The sequence below is a fragment of the Gemmatimonadota bacterium genome, from assembly GCA_009838645.1.
In the GTDB taxonomy this organism is placed as follows: Bacteria; JAAXHH01; JAAXHH01; order JAAXHH01; family JAAXHH01; genus JAAXHH01.
Genome location: VXRC01000005.1, coordinates 22,198 through 40,259, shown reverse-complemented (window position 1 = coordinate 40,259; position 18,062 = coordinate 22,198). Strand labels below are relative to the sequence as shown.

The 18,062-nt window shown below is 62.3% G+C and carries 13 protein-coding genes; 6 read left to right on the top strand and 7 right to left on the bottom strand.

Features of this window, described 5'->3' with window-relative positions:
* Window positions 1-74 precede the first annotated feature (74 nt).
* The 4 genes from F4Y38_02260 (at window position 75) to F4Y38_02245 (ending at window position 9,759) form a co-directional block, all read left to right on the top strand.
* A complete protein-coding gene (locus F4Y38_02260) occupies window positions 75-1,589 on the top strand; it encodes an aminotransferase class V-fold PLP-dependent enzyme (protein MXY48101.1) in 1,515 nt (504 codons plus the stop codon).
* Window positions 1,342-2,475: a phytanoyl-CoA dioxygenase family protein gene (locus F4Y38_02255; GenBank protein ID MXY48100.1), complete on the top strand. Its 1,134-nt coding sequence runs from the start codon at window positions 1,342-1,344 to the stop codon at window positions 2,473-2,475. Before F4Y38_02260 ends, F4Y38_02255 begins: the two co-directional genes overlap by 248 nt.
* A gap of 150 nt (window positions 2,476-2,625) precedes the next feature.
* Entirely contained in the window at window positions 2,626-6,969 is a 4,344-nt protein-coding gene (locus F4Y38_02250; GenBank protein MXY48099.1) for an autotransporter domain-containing protein, read from the top strand.
* Window positions 6,970-7,008: 39 nt separating this feature from the next.
* Window positions 7,009-9,759, top strand: coding sequence for a hypothetical protein (locus F4Y38_02245; GenBank protein ID MXY48098.1), 2,751 nt, complete (start codon window positions 7,009-7,011; stop codon window positions 9,757-9,759).
* A gap of 40 nt (window positions 9,760-9,799) precedes the next feature.
* Here the strand turns inward: F4Y38_02245 and F4Y38_02240 are convergent, their stop codons facing one another.
* Entirely contained in the window at window positions 9,800-10,696 is an 897-nt protein-coding gene (locus F4Y38_02240) for a 6-aminohexanoate hydrolase (protein MXY48097.1), read from the bottom strand.
* Window positions 10,697-10,813: 117 nt separating this feature from the next.
* Window positions 10,814-11,020 (bottom strand): cold shock domain-containing protein, encoded by a 207-nt coding sequence (locus F4Y38_02235; GenBank protein MXY48096.1) that lies wholly within the window; start codon window positions 11,018-11,020, stop codon window positions 10,814-10,816.
* Window positions 11,021-11,366: 346 nt separating this feature from the next.
* On the opposite strand from F4Y38_02235, the gene F4Y38_02230 reads away from it, so the two are divergent.
* Window positions 11,367-12,791, top strand: coding sequence for an aminotransferase class V-fold PLP-dependent enzyme (locus F4Y38_02230; protein MXY48095.1), 1,425 nt, complete (start codon window positions 11,367-11,369; stop codon window positions 12,789-12,791).
* A 37-nt stretch (window positions 12,792-12,828) separates the two neighbouring features.
* Here the strand turns inward: F4Y38_02230 and F4Y38_02225 are convergent, their stop codons facing one another.
* From F4Y38_02225 to F4Y38_02215, 3 genes are read right to left on the bottom strand one after another with little or no spacing between them, the layout of a single operon-like run.
* The gene (locus tag F4Y38_02225) at window positions 12,829-13,656 is read right to left on the bottom strand and encodes an SDR family oxidoreductase (GenBank protein ID MXY48094.1); all 828 of its coding nucleotides are present in this window, start codon (window positions 13,654-13,656) and stop codon (window positions 12,829-12,831) included.
* 6 nt (window positions 13,657-13,662) lie between these two features.
* Window positions 13,663-14,817, bottom strand: a complete 1,155-nt coding sequence (locus tag F4Y38_02220; protein ID MXY48093.1) for a Gfo/Idh/MocA family oxidoreductase — start codon at window positions 14,815-14,817, stop codon at window positions 13,663-13,665.
* A gap of 11 nt (window positions 14,818-14,828) precedes the next feature.
* The gene (locus F4Y38_02215; protein MXY48092.1) at window positions 14,829-15,458 is read right to left on the bottom strand and encodes a DUF971 domain-containing protein; all 630 of its coding nucleotides are present in this window, start codon (window positions 15,456-15,458) and stop codon (window positions 14,829-14,831) included.
* Here F4Y38_02215 and F4Y38_02210 point away from each other — a divergent pair.
* Window positions 15,442-15,858 (top strand): hypothetical protein, encoded by a 417-nt coding sequence (locus F4Y38_02210; GenBank protein MXY48091.1) that lies wholly within the window; start codon window positions 15,442-15,444, stop codon window positions 15,856-15,858. The genes F4Y38_02215 and F4Y38_02210 overlap by 17 nt on opposite strands.
* Before the next feature lie 281 nt (window positions 15,859-16,139).
* Here the strand turns inward: F4Y38_02210 and F4Y38_02205 are convergent, their stop codons facing one another.
* Both F4Y38_02205 and F4Y38_02200 read right to left on the bottom strand, forming a co-directional pair.
* Window positions 16,140-17,183, bottom strand: coding sequence for a Gfo/Idh/MocA family oxidoreductase (locus F4Y38_02205; protein MXY48090.1), 1,044 nt, complete (start codon window positions 17,181-17,183; stop codon window positions 16,140-16,142).
* Window positions 17,184-17,299: 116 nt separating this feature from the next.
* Window positions 17,300-18,028 (bottom strand): methyltransferase domain-containing protein, encoded by a 729-nt coding sequence (locus F4Y38_02200; GenBank protein MXY48089.1) that lies wholly within the window; start codon window positions 18,026-18,028, stop codon window positions 17,300-17,302.
* Window positions 18,029-18,062 lie beyond the last annotated feature (34 nt).

Sequence of the window (18,062 nt, the reverse complement as noted above, 5' to 3'; positions counted from 1 at the left end):
GAGTTTCACTGGGCAATAAGTCGCACTGAGTAATAAGTCGCACTGAGCAATAACCGGAACAGGAGAAGGTAAAAGTGGCTCGGGAGAACCTCGAAAAGCAGCACGCGGCATCAGGTGCGGAAGCGCACAACGGCCTCCAGATGGCCCCGGACGTCATGCTCGAGCTCGCGAACAAGACGGCGGAACTCATTATAGAACGTATCAGGAATCTTCCGGATGAACAGGCATGGGACGGCGAGTTCAAGAGGGAACTGGAAGACCAACTCATGGAGGATCCGCCCGAAGAAGGCAGTCCCGCGCTGGAGGTCCTGGGGAGGGCGGCAAAAGATATACTCCCCCTGGGAGCCCGCCTCGATCACCCCCGGTCCTTCGCGTTCATCCCGTCGGCGCCGACCTGGCCCGGCATACTGGCCGACTTCATGGTCTCCGCATACCAGGTCAACCAGTGTACCTGGCTCACATCCAGCGGAGCGAGCCAGATGGAGCTGGTCGTCATGGACTGGATCCGGCGCTGGCTGGGCTATCCGGATACCGCCGGAGGCCTGATGACTTCCGGCGGCTCCGCGGCCAGCCTGGAAGCCCTGGTCGCGGCGCGGGAATCCGCGGGCGCTCCCGAACGCGGCACGGTCTATATGAGCGACCAGAGCCATAGCGCGCTGGTCCGGGCGGCCAGGATCATGGGCATTCGATCCGAAAACGTGCGATTGATTCCTACCGACGCGCTTTTCCGGATGGATCCGGAGGCGCTGAAGCAAATGGTGGCGAAGGACCGGGCCGCGGGATGCAACCCGGTGGCGGTCTGCGCCAACGCCGGGGCGGCCAGTACGGGCGCCATCGATCCGCTCGATACGATCGCGGATTTCTGCGAGGCGGACGGCATCTGGCTCCACGTCGATGCCGCCTACGGCGGTTTTACGGTAATCACCGAAAAGGGAAAGGACCTTCTGCGCGGGATCGAACGGGCGGACTCCATCGGTCTGGACGCGCACAAGCTGTTCTTTCAACCCTACGAAGCCGGTTGCCTGATGGTGAAGGACTTAGGCGACCTCGAGCGCGCATTCGCCGTACGACACGATATCCTCCAGGACACGATATGGGGCGCGAATCATCCCAACTTCTCGGACCGGGGCCTGCAACTGAGCCGTTCGGTACGGGCCCTGAAAATCTGGGTGTCCGTGAAGACCTTTGGCATGGCTGCATTCCGAAACGCCGTATCCAAGGGCATGGAACTGGCCGGGCGGGCCGAGGAGCATATCCGGAAAAGCGGGACCCTGGAATTGTTGTTGCCGTCTTCGCTCGGTATCGTATGCTTCCGCGTCAACCCCGCCGCTCCGGATCTCGATGAAGAATCCCTCGAGAAGATCAACCGGAAAGTGCTCGCCCGCGTCTTCTGGGAGGACCGCGCCCTCATGTCATCGACCCTGTTGCGGGGCAGGTTTACCCTCAGGCTCTGTATCGTCAACCATAATACGACCTGGGACGACGTGCGCGAAACCCTGGAAGCCATTGAACAATTCGGAAACGAGGCGATTTCGGAAACCGAAGTCCGGAGTGACGTGGACCGGGGGAGCACCCATCAGACCCGGTAAAGGACTTCCATCTGTAAAGCACCTCAACCGGTATAGATCTCCAAAGGTAAAGGACGTCGAGCGTATGGCATTGACAAACGATGAAGTCGCCCATTTCAGATCCCACGGTTACGTGGCCAAACCGGGATTCTTTTCAGACCGGGAAACCCGTGCCTTCCAGGCCGAGATCGATCGTCTCATGGAAAACGGCGCAATGCGGAACGTCGCCACGGCGGGCGACGGGAAGACAACGTCCACCACGCAGCGCAACATGCAACTCTGCCCGATGTACCGGCACAGCGACCTGTTTCGCGCCCTCCCGTTCCAGCCCGACGTGGTCGCTGCCATCTCCCGGCTGATCGGGGATCCCTTTATCCTTCACCTGGACCAGGTCTTTCTCAAACCGGGCGGTGACGGCATGGGCACCCACTGGCACCAGGACAACGCCTATTTCAAGATCCGTGACCCGCTCATGGGAACGGCCGTCTGGATCGCCGTGCACGACGCGACGGTCGAGAACGGCACCATGCAGGTGATTCCCGGCAGCTACCGGACACCCTACGAGCACAGCCGGGACCCCTACAGCGACCACCACATCCGCTGCTATCCTCCGGAGGAGCAGGCGGATACTATCGAACTGAAAGCGGGTGGCGCCCTGTTTTTCTGCTACGGAACCGCGCACTGCACCGGCCACAACCGGACGGACCGGTCCCGCGCCGGCATCGCCTTCCACTTTCTCCGTGCGGACTATGCGCCCGAACGGCTCATCGAGGACGGCCGGGACTACCGGCCCTATGTCACTGGACCACGGGCGACCGGAGGGGTGGTGGAGTACGGCGTCCGCGTGGACGGCACGTGGGAATCCGAAGTGGCGAAGGCGCTGGAACGGGGCCGCGCCGCTGTGTAACATCCGCATCGCCGCATCCGGGTCTCGCCGTATCCGGGTCTCACCGCATCCGGGTCTCGCCGCATCCGGGTCTCGGTTCTGCGAAGGAGTTGCTTCCGTCTGTACCGGTTCATTACGCGAAGTGCCATTAAATCCGACAGGAGAGATTCGATGTCTTCCATAACTGCTCACGTTTCGAGGCGATCGATCCTGGTCTTCGGGCTGCTTGTCGGCCTGGCCGGCCTGTTCGCACACGCAAAGCCAGCCATTGCCCAGGGCAGGACGATTACAGCCGGCCAGGTCACGGACCGTGAGACGCTTAAGGCCTTCGTCGTGTCGGTGGCGGATTCCCTGGAACGGATCAACGACCTCAACGATGTGCCCGGAATGCAAAGAGCCCTGCGGAACGAAGGCGACTGGAAACAGGGTGACCTGTACCTGGTGATTCTCAGTCTCGAGGGCGTGGTGATCGAACATGGGGGGGATCCCTATATCGTCGAAACCGATATCAGCGGGCTGGAAGACGACACCGGCAAGAAAGTCGTACAGGAAATCATAGCAGTGGACGCCGACGGCTCGTTCATAGAGTATACCTGGGATGATCTCAGGGATCCGGACGACGAACCCGACCGCGTGGCCTTCGCGATTCGGTATACCTCCGGGTTCGGCGTGGGCGATTACATCCTGGCGGGCGGTTTCCACATGGCGATCAACGATCCGGAAGAGCGTACGCTTCCCGACCCGCCCGCGGTGCGCGCCTCGGACGTGGTGGACCGGGAAACGCTCAAGGCCTTCGTAAAAGGCTCGATCCAGTGGTACCTCGACGCCGTGGAGGAGCACGATGCGGACGCCGGGGCGATCACGATCGCCTTGAGAGAAGAGGGCGGTCCGTTCAGAGAAGGCGCGATCTACCTCTTCATCGTCACCACGGAAGGATACGTGTTCTTCCACGGCGCGGACAGAACGCAGGAAGGCGAAATCCGTATCGATCTCGAAGACCTCAACGGCGTTCGATTCATCGAGGAGCTCATCGAGGCTGCGACCACGGGCGCCGGTTTCGTCGAGTACCACTACGATGATCCGTCGATCATGGGCGATGAAGAACTCGGTTCGTTCAAGGTGAGCTACGCGGAATTGATGGAAGTCGCGCGGTACCCCGGACAGCATTTCGTCGTAGGCGCCGGTTTCTACCGCAGGCCCGTGGATGACGTACCCGAGATCACCCTGGCGGTGAGTCCCGCGGCCCTGTCCGAAGGCGGCGACAACCAGGAGGTGGTGGTGACGGCCACGCTGAGTGAAGAACCGGTGCCGGTGGCGACGATCATCGACCTTTTCCTGGAGGGTTCGGCCACATCCGATGATTACGACCTGGAAGGAACCCTTGAGATCATCATCCCCCGGGACGCCGCCTCGGCTTCCACGTCGCTTACCCTCAGGGTATTCGACGACGGAACGGCGGAAGGCATCGAGACCGTCGTGGTCCGATCCGTCTATGAGGGCAACGACCTGGCGTCCGCCACCATCGCGCTGACAGATTCAGCGCAGTTCGTAACGGCGGCCGACGTGGTGGACCGCGAGACGCTTCGATCCTTCGTGACGGGTTTCAGGGATTACCTGGATACCATAGACACCGCGGACGAAGCCGTCCGACTCCAGGCGGATATCCGATCGGAGGGGATCTGGAGAGTGCCCGGCATGATGTATTTCGTCTTGTTCCATCCCGACGGCACGGTGTTCCTGCACGCGGACGACCCTACCCGGGACGGTATCGACGCGAGCAACCTGGAAGACGACAACGGAGTGTTGGTCGTCCGAAAGATCCTGGAGACGGCAGCGGCCGGCGGTGGTTTCGTCGATTACACGTGGGACGATCCCGATGTGGAAGGTGTCGATCCGCTCCGGATCGCCTCGACATCTCCTCCGGACCGGGTTGCCTATGCGATCCCCTATGCCCTTGCGCAGACCGGCCAGACCTGGGTGGTGGCGGCCGGTTTCAATCAGTACATAACGAGCGGCGAGGAATCGGAACTGCCGGAACCACCCGCGGTATGGGCGCGGGACGTTATGGACCGGGAAACGCTGAGATCTTTCGTGAAGGGCGCGGCCAGTTGGTCGGAGGAGGCCTTTGCGCTGACGGGCTCCGGTCCGGAAGCGCCACCGGCGCAGATAGGAAGAGCGCTCCGAGAAGAAGACGGTCCCTGGAAGCACGGGGCGGTTTACCTGTTTATCTATCGGGACGACGGCGTGTTGTTGTTTCACGGCGCCAATTCATCGCTGGAAAACGTGAACCTCTATGATCACCAGGACCTCAACGGGGTCTTTTACACCCGTGAAATCATCATGGCCGCACAGGCCGGAGGCGGTTTCGTCGAGTATTACTTCGACAACCCGGACGTAGTTGGAGATGAAGCATCCGGCTCGCCGAAGGTGAGTTACGCGGAGACCGCGACTTACGGCGGAACGGAATACATCATCGGATCGGGGATCTATTTCGACGTTACAGAACACGTGCCCGACATCACGCTTACGGTGAGTCCGGCCGCCGTGTCGGAGGCCGCCGGCGCGCAGCCCGTGACCGTGACGGCGACGCGGACGGGTCTGGCCATACCGGTCGCGGTTGTGATCCCCCTCTCGCTTTCCGGCACAGCTGCCGGCGACGACTACAGTGTGAGCGGAAATCTGAGTATCTCGATTCCCGGCGGGGAGACGGAGGGATCGACGGGGCTTACCATCACGCCCGTCCGTGACTATGTGTACGAATTGGGGGACGAAACGATCATCTTCACAGCGCTTTTCAATGGCCGGGATCTCGGCGCCGCGACGCTCAAGATAAGCGATGCCTTCGAGGCTCCGGCGGTTTCCGGCGTCGTGCCGCCGGTCACGTTGGAAGCGGGGGATTCCGAGACGATCGATGCGGGCGCGCTCTTCAGCGGCACCTCGCCGACCTATTCGGTGAGTTCGTCGGACAACGGCGTGGCCGAAGCGGTCCTCTCCGGCGCCACGCTGAGCGTAACGGGTGTGCGCAAAGGATCGGCCACGGTGACCCTCTCCGCCAGGAACGCGGCCGGTGAGGCCAGCCTCGTCTTCGGCGTAACCGTCACGGCCGTCCTGGCGGAACGCGAGACGTATACCGATATCCTCGCCGCCATGGGCCGCGGCATGCTATCGAGCGTTTCGACCACAGTCGGAGGGCGTTTCACCGGCGGCGGCCAGGGTGTGGTCGTGGGTGGACGCAGGATCGACGGTCCCGCGGCCGCCGTGTCGGCGCTGGCTGACGTGACTGGGCACCGAAACCGGGATTCGTCAAGAGAAATGGCGCTGATGGACGGCGGACGGCATCGGGACGGTGGCCGCGGAGATTACCTGCTCCGGTCCAGCGCCTTCTCCTACGCCTTCGACGACCAGGCCGCCGGCGACCGTCTTCGATGGGGCGTATGGGGGGCCGGCGACTGGCAGCGTTTCAAGAACGAACCCGCGGACGGCGCCTCATTTGACGGCAACACGACGACGGCCTATCTCGGCGTAGACCTGGCCGCGCGGCAGCGCTGGATGGCCGGTATCGCCCTCTCCTACACCATGGGACGGTCCGACTACGACGTCGCCGTGGCCAGCGGAAGCCTTGAGGCCAGCCTCGCCAGCGTACTGCCCTACGCGCGCTGGTCTGGGGAGGGATGCTGCACCGAAGTGTGGACGATCCTGGGTCTCGGTTCCGGTAACGTCGACGACGGAACGGACGCCAGTGATCTGGACATGCGAATGGGCATGGCGGGGCTGCGGTCGCGGCTGGCCTCCTCCGGAAGCATGGGGATCGACGTGGTGGGCGACGCGGGACTGCTGCGCGTTTCCACCTCCGATAGTGGATCAGCCGCGTTGCGCGATATTGTCGCCAGCGTCCAGCGTATGCGCATCGGATTGGAAGGTTCGCGATCGGCATCTCTGGGCGGCGGCGCCACGGCAACCCCCTATGTCCAGGTGGCCGGACGCCATGACGGCGGCGACGGACGAACCGGACAGGGCCTCGAGGTATCGGGCGGCCTGCGGCTGGCCGGAAACCGGATCGGCGTGCACGCACGAGGCAGGTTCCTGGCCGTCCATACCGGCCAGGGTTACAGCGAACACGGGTTCTCCCTGGTCGCCTTCATGAATCCCGACGCGGACGGGCGGGGCCTTATGATGTCCGTGGCCCCGCGCGTGGGCGCCGGAGCCGGCGACTCCGGCATGATGTGGCGCGACCGGCCGCTTGCCGGATCCGATTTACGCGGAAGAAACGACGCCCATTCCCTGCGGACCGAGGTGGGGTATGGCCTGGCTTCTTCCGCCGGCGTGCTGTTCACCTCTTTCGGCGAGATGAATCTCTACGGCGATGAACGGCGGCAGGTGCGGATCGGAACCCGCGTCGGCACCCCGGTCCGAAGTCGGCGTTCCGGTTCCTTGGAGCTTTCAGGCTCGCGTGTCGATCAAAGGGGCGGACCTGTCCATCACCGCATAGGTCTCATCGGACGCATAAGCTTCTGACGTCCCGCTGGACGCGGGAGACTTCTCCGACGAAGAGACATGGGAATCACGGGCAAACGCGACACCTGTCGCAGTTCATCCCACCAGGAGGTGCGTTACATGTGTTTTCAACGCCGGTCCAATCGTGAATCGGTTTCATCTGCCGGTATACTACAAACACCGAAGACGTCCTCCCATAAAACCCGGATCCCCATCTTCTTCCTTTTCGCCCTGTTTGCCGCGGTCTCATGCGGTGAGGACAGTCCCACACGTCCGACCGGTCCGGCTAAAGTCGTAGTGGCTCCGAGCGCCATTACCATCACGGCGATCAGTCAGTCCGTTCAGCTTACGGCGCAGGTGCAGGACGAGACCGGCAACGCGTTGACGGGCTACGAGGTGGTCTGGTCGAGCCGGAATCCGTCGGTAGCCTCCGTGAGCGGCGGCGGGCTCGTCACCGCCCACAGTAACGGTACGGCCGACATCGCGGCCACCGTGGGACAGAAACAGGCGGTTGCTTCGGTTACCGTATCCCAGTCGGCAGGGACGATCACCGTCGCACCGGCGTCCGTGTCGCTGACTGTGGCCGGCGAGACCACCGGACTGACGGCCACGGTCCTGGACGAGAACGGTCAGATAGTCGAAGACGCGCTGGTGAAATGGGTGAGTGCCGATGAAACGGTGGCGACGGTAAGCGACGCTGGAACGGTTACCTCGGTGAGCAGCGGCCGTACGGTCGTTACGGCCACCTCCGGCGCGGTCTCGACTAGCGTGCCCGTAACCGTGGCCATCGTTGTCAACGACCGCACCACGCTGGTCGGATTCTACCACGCCTTGAGTGGTCCAGACTGGGAAGACAATGAAAACTGGCTGAATGAAGAAGTGCCCCTGAGCGAGTGGCACGGCGTAACTACCGACGCGAACGGGAGAGTAATCCGCCTGGAGCTGAGAGCGAACGGCCTGTCGGGCAGATTGCCCGCAAGCCTCGTCGATCTCGACCTGCTGAGGGAACTGGACCTGGCGTTCAATCAGATATCCGGTGGCATCCCCGTCGAATTAACTCAGTTCGCGGAACTGAGGATCCTCAATCTCGGCGGGAACGAGATATCGGGTACGGTTCCCGCCGAACTCGCCCTGCTGCCCAACCTGGAAGTACTGGACCTCGAAAACAACGGTCTTTCGGGATCCGTACCACCGGAGCTGGGGCTGGCATCCAGCCTGAAGCGACTGGACCTCGGCAGAAACCGCCTGACCGGTACCGTCCCCGCAGAACTGGGTCAACTCGCCAATCTCGAGCGTCTTGCCCTGGACAGTAACGAACTGCTTGGACCTGTACCTGCCGAACTGGGACGCCTGCACAACCTGGAAGTACTGTACCTTTACAGAAACAAGCTGAGCGGCACGATCCCCCCGGAATTGGGCGATCTGGCCAACCTGGAGAGTGTGATACTCTGGAAAAACGAATTGTCCGGCCCCATTCCGATTGAACTAAGTCAACTGATCAACCTGGAACGTCTGGACCTCGATGAAAACAGGTTTACGGGACCGATCCCCGAGGAACTGGGACATCTGACGAATCTCGAGGTGCTGTTCCTCAACAGTAACGGTCTCTCCGGTGAGATCCCCCCCGTCCTGGGTGATCTTGCCCAGTTGCGTCTGCTAAGCCTGTATGGAAACAAACTCTCGGGACCGTTGCCGGTAGAACTGAGCAGTCTGGACAATCTCGAATACCTGTTGCTGCACAACAACCAGCTTTCCGGACCTATCCCGCCCGAGTATGGACGGCTCGAGGATCTCGAAGGGCTGTACCTGTTCAATAATGAACTGTCCGGACCTGTCCCATCCGAGTTGGGACAGCTTGACGACCTCGAAGGCATGTTTCTCCATGGAAACCGGTTCACCGGGGAAATACCAGGATCCTTTACGGGCCTTACAGACCTTCTGGCGTTTTTCTTCTATGACAATGACGGTCTGTGTCTACCGAGCGCTCCGGAGCTGCTTACCTGGTTCGATGCTCTTGACAACCCAGCGGGTCCGCGCTGCGACGAAGCCGGCTTTTCGGAGGGACTGTTGTTGGTTGGCAACGGGACCGACCGGCTGTACAGATTGAATCCTCACACGGGAGAAGCCCAACCCGTGGGAGACACCGTGCTATTCGACGCCGGCGAGTACGAACCCCACGGTCTGGCCGCGCATAATGGCGTGTTGTACATGACGGGCGGATGGAACGCGGCGCTGTACACGCTGGACCCGGATACCGGCGCGGCCATGCGGGTCGGCGACGCGGTGGAATTCGGGGTCGCCGAGACCCAGCCGACGGGACTGGCTTCCCACGAAGGAACGCTGTATATGGCCGGCGGGGCGAACGCCCGACTTTACGCGCTGAATACCGTGACGGGAGCAGCAACGCCCGTCGGCCATGCCGACCGGTTCGGTGTCGATGAACCCCACCCTTTCGGCCTGGCTTCTCACGAAGGCAGCCTGTACATGGTCGGTTACGGATCGGGAAGACTGTACGTATTGAATCCTTCGACGGGCTCGGCGATGCCGGTCGGTGACCCATCCGAGTTCGGCGTGGGAGAGGATCTGCCGACCGGACTGACTTCACACGGAGGCGCATTGTACATGGCCGGTGGCTGGACGGCGAAACTGTATACGGTGGACGCGGAGACCGGGATTGCGTCGCCCGTCGGGGACGTCGACGAGGATGTCCATCAGTTCGAGGTCTACGAAGACTCGCCGGCAGGTCTGGCTTCGCTGATACGCATCGCTCCACGGAGGGTTGTGCCCGACCTGAATCTACCTAAACCGTAGGGAGGAACATTCCGACGGGACAACCCGGGCATACATGCCGTCACTCCCCCAGGCTGTTCAGCACGGCGTCCCAGGCCAGTTCCGAGGCGATCAACCCGAAATCGGTCGTGCTCTTCAGGCGCCTGTTCTCCACCTCGCCTGTCGTCGCCGTAAACAGCACGTCCCCGTCCCGTGTCGTGTGAAAAGGCTGGATCGCCCGGGCCATGGACGCGTGGACCTGCCTGCCGATCTGGTTCAGTTCACCCTGGGTCCATTTCTGGTTGGTCACGACCAGCGTCAGCGTGGTATGCCTGCCCACCTGGTCGGACCTGGATTTCGAGCCCCTGGCGAGGCGCGCTTCCAGCTTGTCGTAGGGATGGCGATGATCCCGCGTGCGGACCCGGCCTTCGCGGTCCACGATATCACCCAGGGCGTTTACCACGCTGAACACCGCGATCTTCGTCGCTCCGATCTCGCGAAAAGCGCCTCCCTGGCCGACGCCGGCCCAGCGTCCCGCGCCACGCCGGCCGAAGTAGAACCGGCCCGGGGCAGCCGCTTCCGCGGCCGCTTTGCCAAGCGCCTTGTCCGGGTACACGAAACCCTTCCGGTTGAACCAGTCGAAGATGATCGCGCCGGCGACGAGCGGGAGGGGCGGGGGATTGCTCGGCGCCGCCGCAGCGGTCAGGACGGCCCGCACGCCGGAAACGGCTTCCAGCCCGTGCAACGAACCCCCTGCGAAGCAGATGGCGTGGTGGAACTGGTACTCGGATTCGACCACGCCGGGCATACCGCCGCGCACGTCGACGGCCGTGACGAAACCTTCGTCGAAAAGGAAGACCGTGCATCCGGTCGGGCCTTCGTCGTATTCGGCGAATCCGATTTTCAGGCTGGGGAAGTCAAACTCGAGCGCGGGCGTGTCGAAGTCGATTACCGGAACAGGCGATTCTCTGCCGGGCATACTGGCGTCTCCAGGGCGCCCGGCGTTCGGGCGGGTCCGTTGATACACAATAGCCCGTGTACTGTGCGGATCAGTCCACGGGCTATCACACTTGTGAACAGTGCTGTGACGGTGTCTCTAACCGGACACCTTGGTTACGTTAGCGGCCTGGAGTCCCTTGGGACCTTCAGTAATGTCAAAGGTGACTTCATCGCCTTCATTCAGCGTCTTGAATCCCTGTGCGACGATCGCTGAATAGTGTACGAACACATCGTCCCCATCGTCACGCGCGATGAATCCGAACCCCTTGCGTTCGTTAAACCACTTTACCGTGCCGCGTTCCATACTGACACTCCTACCCTTCTCAGGAAGAAAAAGTCTCCCTGACAAACCTCAATAAATACGCGCCACCGACAAAGACGGTGGGATGTCTGGTCACGGTCGCGCATGGGTTGTCTGGGGAGAGGATTAAGAGATTTGCACCTTCGGGCAAATATACGGAAAGGGGGTGTCTTGTCAAGTGATTTCTTAGCCTTCGAGTCAAAAACAGGTTGCCTAAAATCGCTCTTTGACGCATTGATAATAGTATCTCTTCCCCATTATATCCAGATCGCCTTCAACCGGATGAAAACCGTGCAGGAACCACCCGGTGCGGCACCGGTTGCGGTCGGCCCGAATCGGAGGTACTCCCATGAATCCCCTCTCGCCGGATCTGAACTTCGATCCGAGATTCGAAGATCCCAGGGAACTTGCGGCACTCAACCGCAGGGGTTTCCTGGGCCGCTTTCTCGGCGGCACGCTGGCTGGCGCCGCCCTGCTGTCGCTGGGAGCGAAAACCGCCCACGCGGCAGTGGACATGAACGATATGGGCGCGGCGGCCGCGCCCGATGACGAACAGTTCTGGAAACTGGTCACGAAACAGTTCCTGATCCGCCCGGACCTCGCCTACATGAATACCGGGACGCGGGGACCTTCGCCGCGCAGCGTCCACATGGCGCAGATCGACGCGTTGAATCGCATCAACAACGATTACGTGGATTTCAGGCAGAATCATTATACCATGGACTATGCCGACGCGTTCATGGCCAAATTCGCCGCGTACGTCGGCTGCAAACCCAACGAGCTCGCCCTGGCGAACAATACGACCGACGGGATGATTACGGGTACGTTCGGTCCCGTCCTCGAACCCGGGGACGAGATCCTCTATACCAACCACTGCCACGGCGCCGGCACGAACCCCGTGTTGAACCGGGCGCACCGGGACAAGCTGAACGTAGGCGTCATCGACCTGTCCGACCCGAAACTTCATCCGCCGAAGTCGCCGGACGATCTCCTGAAAGCCTTCGAGGCCGCGATCACGCCACGGACCAAGCTGCTCAGCTTCTGTCACACGAACTACACGGACGGACTGTTCATGCCGGTCAAGGAGATCTGCGAGATGGCGAGATCAAAGGGCGTCATCACACTGGTCGACGGCGCCCAGCCTCCGGGCATGGTCAAGCTCGACATGCACGACCTGGCATGCGACATGTACGCCGGTCCGTCGCACAAGTGGATGCTGGCCTCCATGCAGTCCGGTTTCTTCTATGTGAAAGAGGACATGTTCGACCGGATCCAGCCCGTCACCTCGACCACGCCCTTCGCGGGGAAGAACATGTACGGCGAAGACCTCTCCTCGAACGAGCGCTGGCTCGAGCGGATGAGTTCTGCCGGCCAGTACACACGCCGGGGTTCCAGTTGCTATGCGAAGTGGACGGCCGTGAACGCGGCGCTCGATTTCCACAACCACCTGACCCCTGAAGGGATCGAGGCCCGCATCCGCTACCTGGCCGGCAAGCTGGCCAACGGACTCCGCAATATCGGCGGCGTGGAGGTGTTCGCTTCCGAGGATCCACGGTTACACGCCGGACTGGTCCCCTTCAGGATCAAGGGCGTGCCGACGCGGGATCTGAATATGAAGCTGATGGAAAATTACAACATCTACATCCGCAGCGTGACCCACCTGCAGGTCGGCTGGGACGCCAACCGCGCTTCGATGCACATCATGGTCACGGCGGCCGAGGTGGATAGACTCCTCGGCGCGGTCGAAGAGATTTCGAAATCGGTGAACGGATAGCCGGGACGGACTTCAGCGCGGGGCTTCATGGCGGACTTCAAGGTTGCTCGTCGCTGCCCGTCCTTTCGGTCTTCTTCGTGTCAAGCCGCATCCAGAGGTGCTTCATGATCCATTCCAGGAGGCGGGGCGACAACCAGTGGAAGAAGACGAAGAACTTGCCGTAGAAGGACACCACGACTTCCCGGCTTCCCCGGCGGGCGGCGCGGACAATGGCCGTGGCCACGTATTCGGCGGAGATCGAAGGGGCGCTCATCCGCTGCCCCTTCTGTCTCATCAGGGGCGTGTCGTGGAACGTCGTGTCGACCCGGGGCGGACACAGGACCGTAATGGTGATGCCGTGTTCGGCCACTTCCATGCGCAGGCTGTCCGAAAAGGCCTGCACAGCGAATTTGCTTGCGCTGTAGGCCGAGATGTGGGGCAGCGCCCGCTTGCCGGCGACGGATGAGACATTGACGATCCGGCCGCTTTTCTGTCTGATCATGTGGGGCAGTACCGCCTGCGTGCACCAGATCAGGCCGAAGAAATTCACCTCGAAGATCCGCTTCAATTCCTCCGGATCCATCCCGTCCACCGGGCTCAGCAGGCCGATACCCGCGTTGTTGACCAGCACGTCTATGCTTCCCTGGGACGCCGCGATCTCTTTCATCTTCTCGAAGACGGCGGACCGGTCCGTGACGTCCACGGCCATTGGGACCGCCCGTCCGCCCGCCATTTCGATGTCCGCGGCGATTCGTTCCAATCTTCCCTCGGAACGGGCTGCCAGGACGACCGTGGCGCCTTCGCGGGCAAAGGCCACGGCCGCCGCCTGCCCGATACCGGTCGATGCGCCGGTAACCACCACCACTTTATCACGCATCGAAGCCATGAGCGCTTAACCCTCCCGGTCCTGTTCCAGGGAAACCATGCAGCCCGTTTCGCTGGACCGGTACGCGGCTTCGATGATCCGCAGCACGCGCAGGGCGTTCTCCCCGTCATCGTATGGGCTGCTCGGGTCGTTCGGGCCGTCCGAGTCGCTCTGGCCGTCCGGGCCATCCGGGCTGGCCGATCCGGCGGATTGACCGGCCCCCATGGCCGAAGCGATGAACCGCCCCACGAAATCCTGACCATACCGGCCCCCGTATGCCTCGGATTCCGCGACGACGTACTTCAATTCACGGCGGGGCGTGGCGTTCCAGGTCTTCGACGTGCTCTCGACAACAATGGGCCGATCCTCATCGGTGGGATACCAGGTGATGTTGCCCTCCAGACCGCGGAAACCCAGGTAGGTGTCGTAGCTGCCCGACATGTACCCGGCCTGGCTGATGGGCAGGAGGTATCCGGCGTGAAGCGTGGCGATCGCACCGCTGCCCATCCGCATGATCACCCCGGCCGTATCCTCTACGTCGATGGGCTGCTCGTTCAACGTATCCACCATGGCGGTAACGGCCGCGACCTCGTCCCGCGTGATGTACCGGATCGCGTCGATCCAGTGGCAGCCCAGCCAGCTGAGGATGCCGCCGCCGGCAATCCGCTTCCGGAACAGCCAGTGCGAAGGGTCGCGGAAACGGACCTGGGACGTGACCATCCGGCCTTCTACGGACAACAACTTTCCGATGACACCCGCGCCGATCAACGCCCTGAGATCATTGACGATGGGATGGGACCGCCAGGTGTAGTAGACGCCCAGACGGACCCCGGCGCCGCGAACCGCGTCGAGCAGGGGCGCCATGTCCGCGCTGCTGGCCGCGACCGGTTTCTCGGTCAGGACATGCTTTCCCGCCTTCGCCGCCCGGATCACCCATTCGGGATTCCGGTCATTCGTCGCCAGCGAAACGACGATGGGGATGTCCTCCCGCTCCATGATCCGTTCGAAGGTAGGTTGTCCCGGTTCCAGCTTGGGATGGTCCTCGCGCCGCAACCGTTCAAGCGCTTCTTCATCTTCGTCCCAGGCCACGATGCCCGACACCTCGTCCAGCAGCTCCAGGGTGCGGAAATGGGGACGGGCGTGCGGATGGGCCACCCCCAGGAAACCGATCTTGACCTTCATCGAATCACTCCTTAGCCTTTCCCGTCGAGGTCCTGTCCCGAACCGTACAGATACTCGTACGTGTAGATGCCGGTGTTGTGGCCGTCTTTCCAGGTAAACTGCAGCGCGTAGCGGCCGACGGTACTCATTTCGATCACTTCGACACTCGGATCCAGCGATTCGTTGGCAAGCAGGGTCAACCCGCCGGCGGAGGACAACTGATCCCGCAGGTCGCGGCAGGTGGCGCAGGGACAGGCTTTACGAAGATCGGCCAGGGCGTACTTTCTTGCGCTGCCGTCGTTCCAGAAAACGGTCAGTTCGCCCTTTTCCGGGTGATCGAGGGCAACGTGTTCGGGCGAGGGCGGTGCGGTGGACATGACGACTCCATCACTCCGACCCTTCGGCGGGCTGTGTGGTGGCGGGCTGTCTGGTGGCGCCGTCCTGAGCGCCGGGCGACTCGGAAGCGCCAGGTGAATCGGAAACGCCGGGCTCAGGCTGCCCGGTTCGCTCCCGCACCATCTCGGGAGATACCGGGTCGGACGACGTAAATACCCGATCGTCCACGAACTCGAGCACCGCCAGGTCTTCGTGGGAACGCTTCTGGCCGTCCATCCGCTCGCGTTCCGCGGACAACAGGATGTCGCCATGCCTGCGCCAGTCATTCCACTTCCATTCGCCCCGGCTTCGCTCGTTCTGGCCCTCCCGCAGTTGCAGGAGATAGACCCATTTGTCCATGAGGCGGGTTTCCCGGTTGATATAGGCCCAGTACTCGTCGCCCGGCGTATTCCCCACTTCACTGAAACTGAGATGCAGTTTGTCGTAGACCGCGCCGTCTACGACTTCCTCGCCATCGTAGGCCAGGTCAACGCCCGGATCCTGCAGCTTGTAGGGCATCAGAAGCCAGTACGTGTCGTTGATCCACGCGCCCCGGGCACGCTCCAGGGATTGGTTCCGCGCCTCAATGTCCGTGACTTCCGAGCCGTCAACGAACGCCTGCCCTTCCCCCGTGTTCAGATTCATCAGGATCACGTGGGACTGCCCGCTTTCGCGGTCGGTCCATGAAAGGCGGTGCCGACCTTCGTGCTTGTCCCAGTAGTGGGTGCGGAACCCGAAGAACGAGAACCGGATATACCTGGTGGCGTTCCAGTTATCCCGCCCCCCCATGGCCTCCATCACCTCTTCCGCGATGACCTGGGCCTGATCGGGGCCCGCGTCCGTGGTTTCCGGCTCCAGTTCCGGTCCGGCGCAGCCGGGAATCCAGGTTAGAAACAGGGGGATCATCAGCATGGTCGTAAACCGGGTGGGAACCCGCCACGGAAAACGTCGCGGAACACGTCGCATTTTCAGGAAAGGGATACCCATGTCTGCTGCTCCTCGGAGGTGGTTATGGCGTCGGCGACCTGTTGCACGCAGTACCCTTCGTGGAAACTCGGATCGGCTTCGACGCCGGACCGGATCGCTTCGACGAAGTGCCGCTGCGGAGACAGCGCGCCTTGCCGGGACGGCACGGACAGCGGCTGTAGGTTGCCCCGCAGCCCCTGGCCGCCCTTCAGACTGGCCTGCATGGTGTCCCGTACGAATTGGAAATGCAGCGCACCGTCGCTTCCGTGGATGTCGATGTGAATGAAGTCCGTGTACAGTGCGCACCGGCTTACGTGGAACACGGCCTGGACCCCGCCCTGCATCTGGGCGAGGAAGGCGCAGGCGTCTTCGAGCTCGGATTCCCGCATGGCGGAGGAGTCCGGCGCGCGACGTTCGGGGATGAGCGTGTGCATCAACGCGCACACCCGTTCGAACTCACCGGCCCACCACCGTGTCATGTCGATCAGGTGCACGCCGAGGTCGCCCATGGCGCCGAGCCCCGCCTCCAGGCGCCGCTCCCGCCAGCTGTGCGCTTTCCGGGGACTCGCCCGGTACCCCATCATGTAGCGGGCGTTCAGGTGGTAGACCCTGCCGATGTAGCCCTCGTCGAGCAGGGATTTCATGCGAAAGGCTGGACCATTGAACCGCCAGCCGAAATTGGTCATGTGGACCTTGCCGCTCCGGCGGGCGCTTTCGAGCATGTCTTTCGCTTCTCCGGCATTCAATCCGAGCGGCTTCTCGCAAAGCACGTGCTTGCCGGCTTCAAGGGCCTCCATGACCATCTGCCGGTGCAGGTTCACGGGCGTGCAGATGCTCACCGCGTCGATGTCCCCGCGATCCAGCACCGCGCGGTAATCCGTTTGGGTCTCGGCGATCCCGTAGTCCTTCGCCACGCGCTGGGCGGTCGCCGCCGTCCTGCTGCAGATGGTCTCGACCACCACGCCGGGGCAGGCCTGGTAGCCGCGGACGTGGTACTGGCCGAATCCAAGCCCGATTACCCCCACGCGCAACGGGTCGGATGCCATGTAAGTTTCCTTTGCGTTCTATCCTTGCCCGGATGCAATGAAACGACATTGAATCCTACGGTCGGAGGGGGTTCTTGTCAAGCAGATTGGGGGCTTGATTCGGCCCGGGTTCATCGCTATCCGGTCCGTTCGGCGACGATGACCAACTGGTTCGTATCCCAGTCGTACGGCCTGAAATCGAGTCCGCCGTGGACCGCCCCGATCGTCATGCCTGCGGCGGCCAGGAGCAGGTCCAGTTCGGTCACCGTGTAGATCCGTATGGATGACGCGTACGTCCGCTTTTCGGCGCCGTTGAGCACGGTCGAACGGGTATGGACTCGGTTGGCCACGGGATCGAACTCGCGCTCTTCGAGCAGGATGAGTCCGTCTCGCCGATGGACTTCCTGGGCGACGAACCGGCGGACCAGGTAGTCGCGGTTGACGAGCTGGCACACGAGCCGCCCGCCGGGGCGTAGTGCCTCGGAGACCGACTTCAGTACCCTGAAATTCTCGTCTTCCTCTTCAAAATATCCCAGGGTGTTGAACAGGCTGATGACCGTGTCGAACCGCCCGGTAAAAGGCAGTTCGCGCATATCGCCCCTTACCCAGGTCCAGGTCCCAGCGGGGTCCCGTTCGCGGGCGCGCTTCAGCAGCGGGGGAGACAGGTCGTATCCCACGACCCGGTATCCGCGTTTTCTCAGCGGCGTGCTCACGCGTCCGTAGCCGCAGCCGAGGTCCAGGACTAAGTTCCCGTCCGGACGCCCGATCAGACGCGCGAGGCCATCCACTTCGAGGTCCGTGTCCGCGTGGTGGTCGAAATGGTAGTAGTCTTCGCCGAAGTAGTCGACGTACCAGGGATTGGTCATGATGATTGCTCCGGCCGCCTGTACGCTGTCGGCA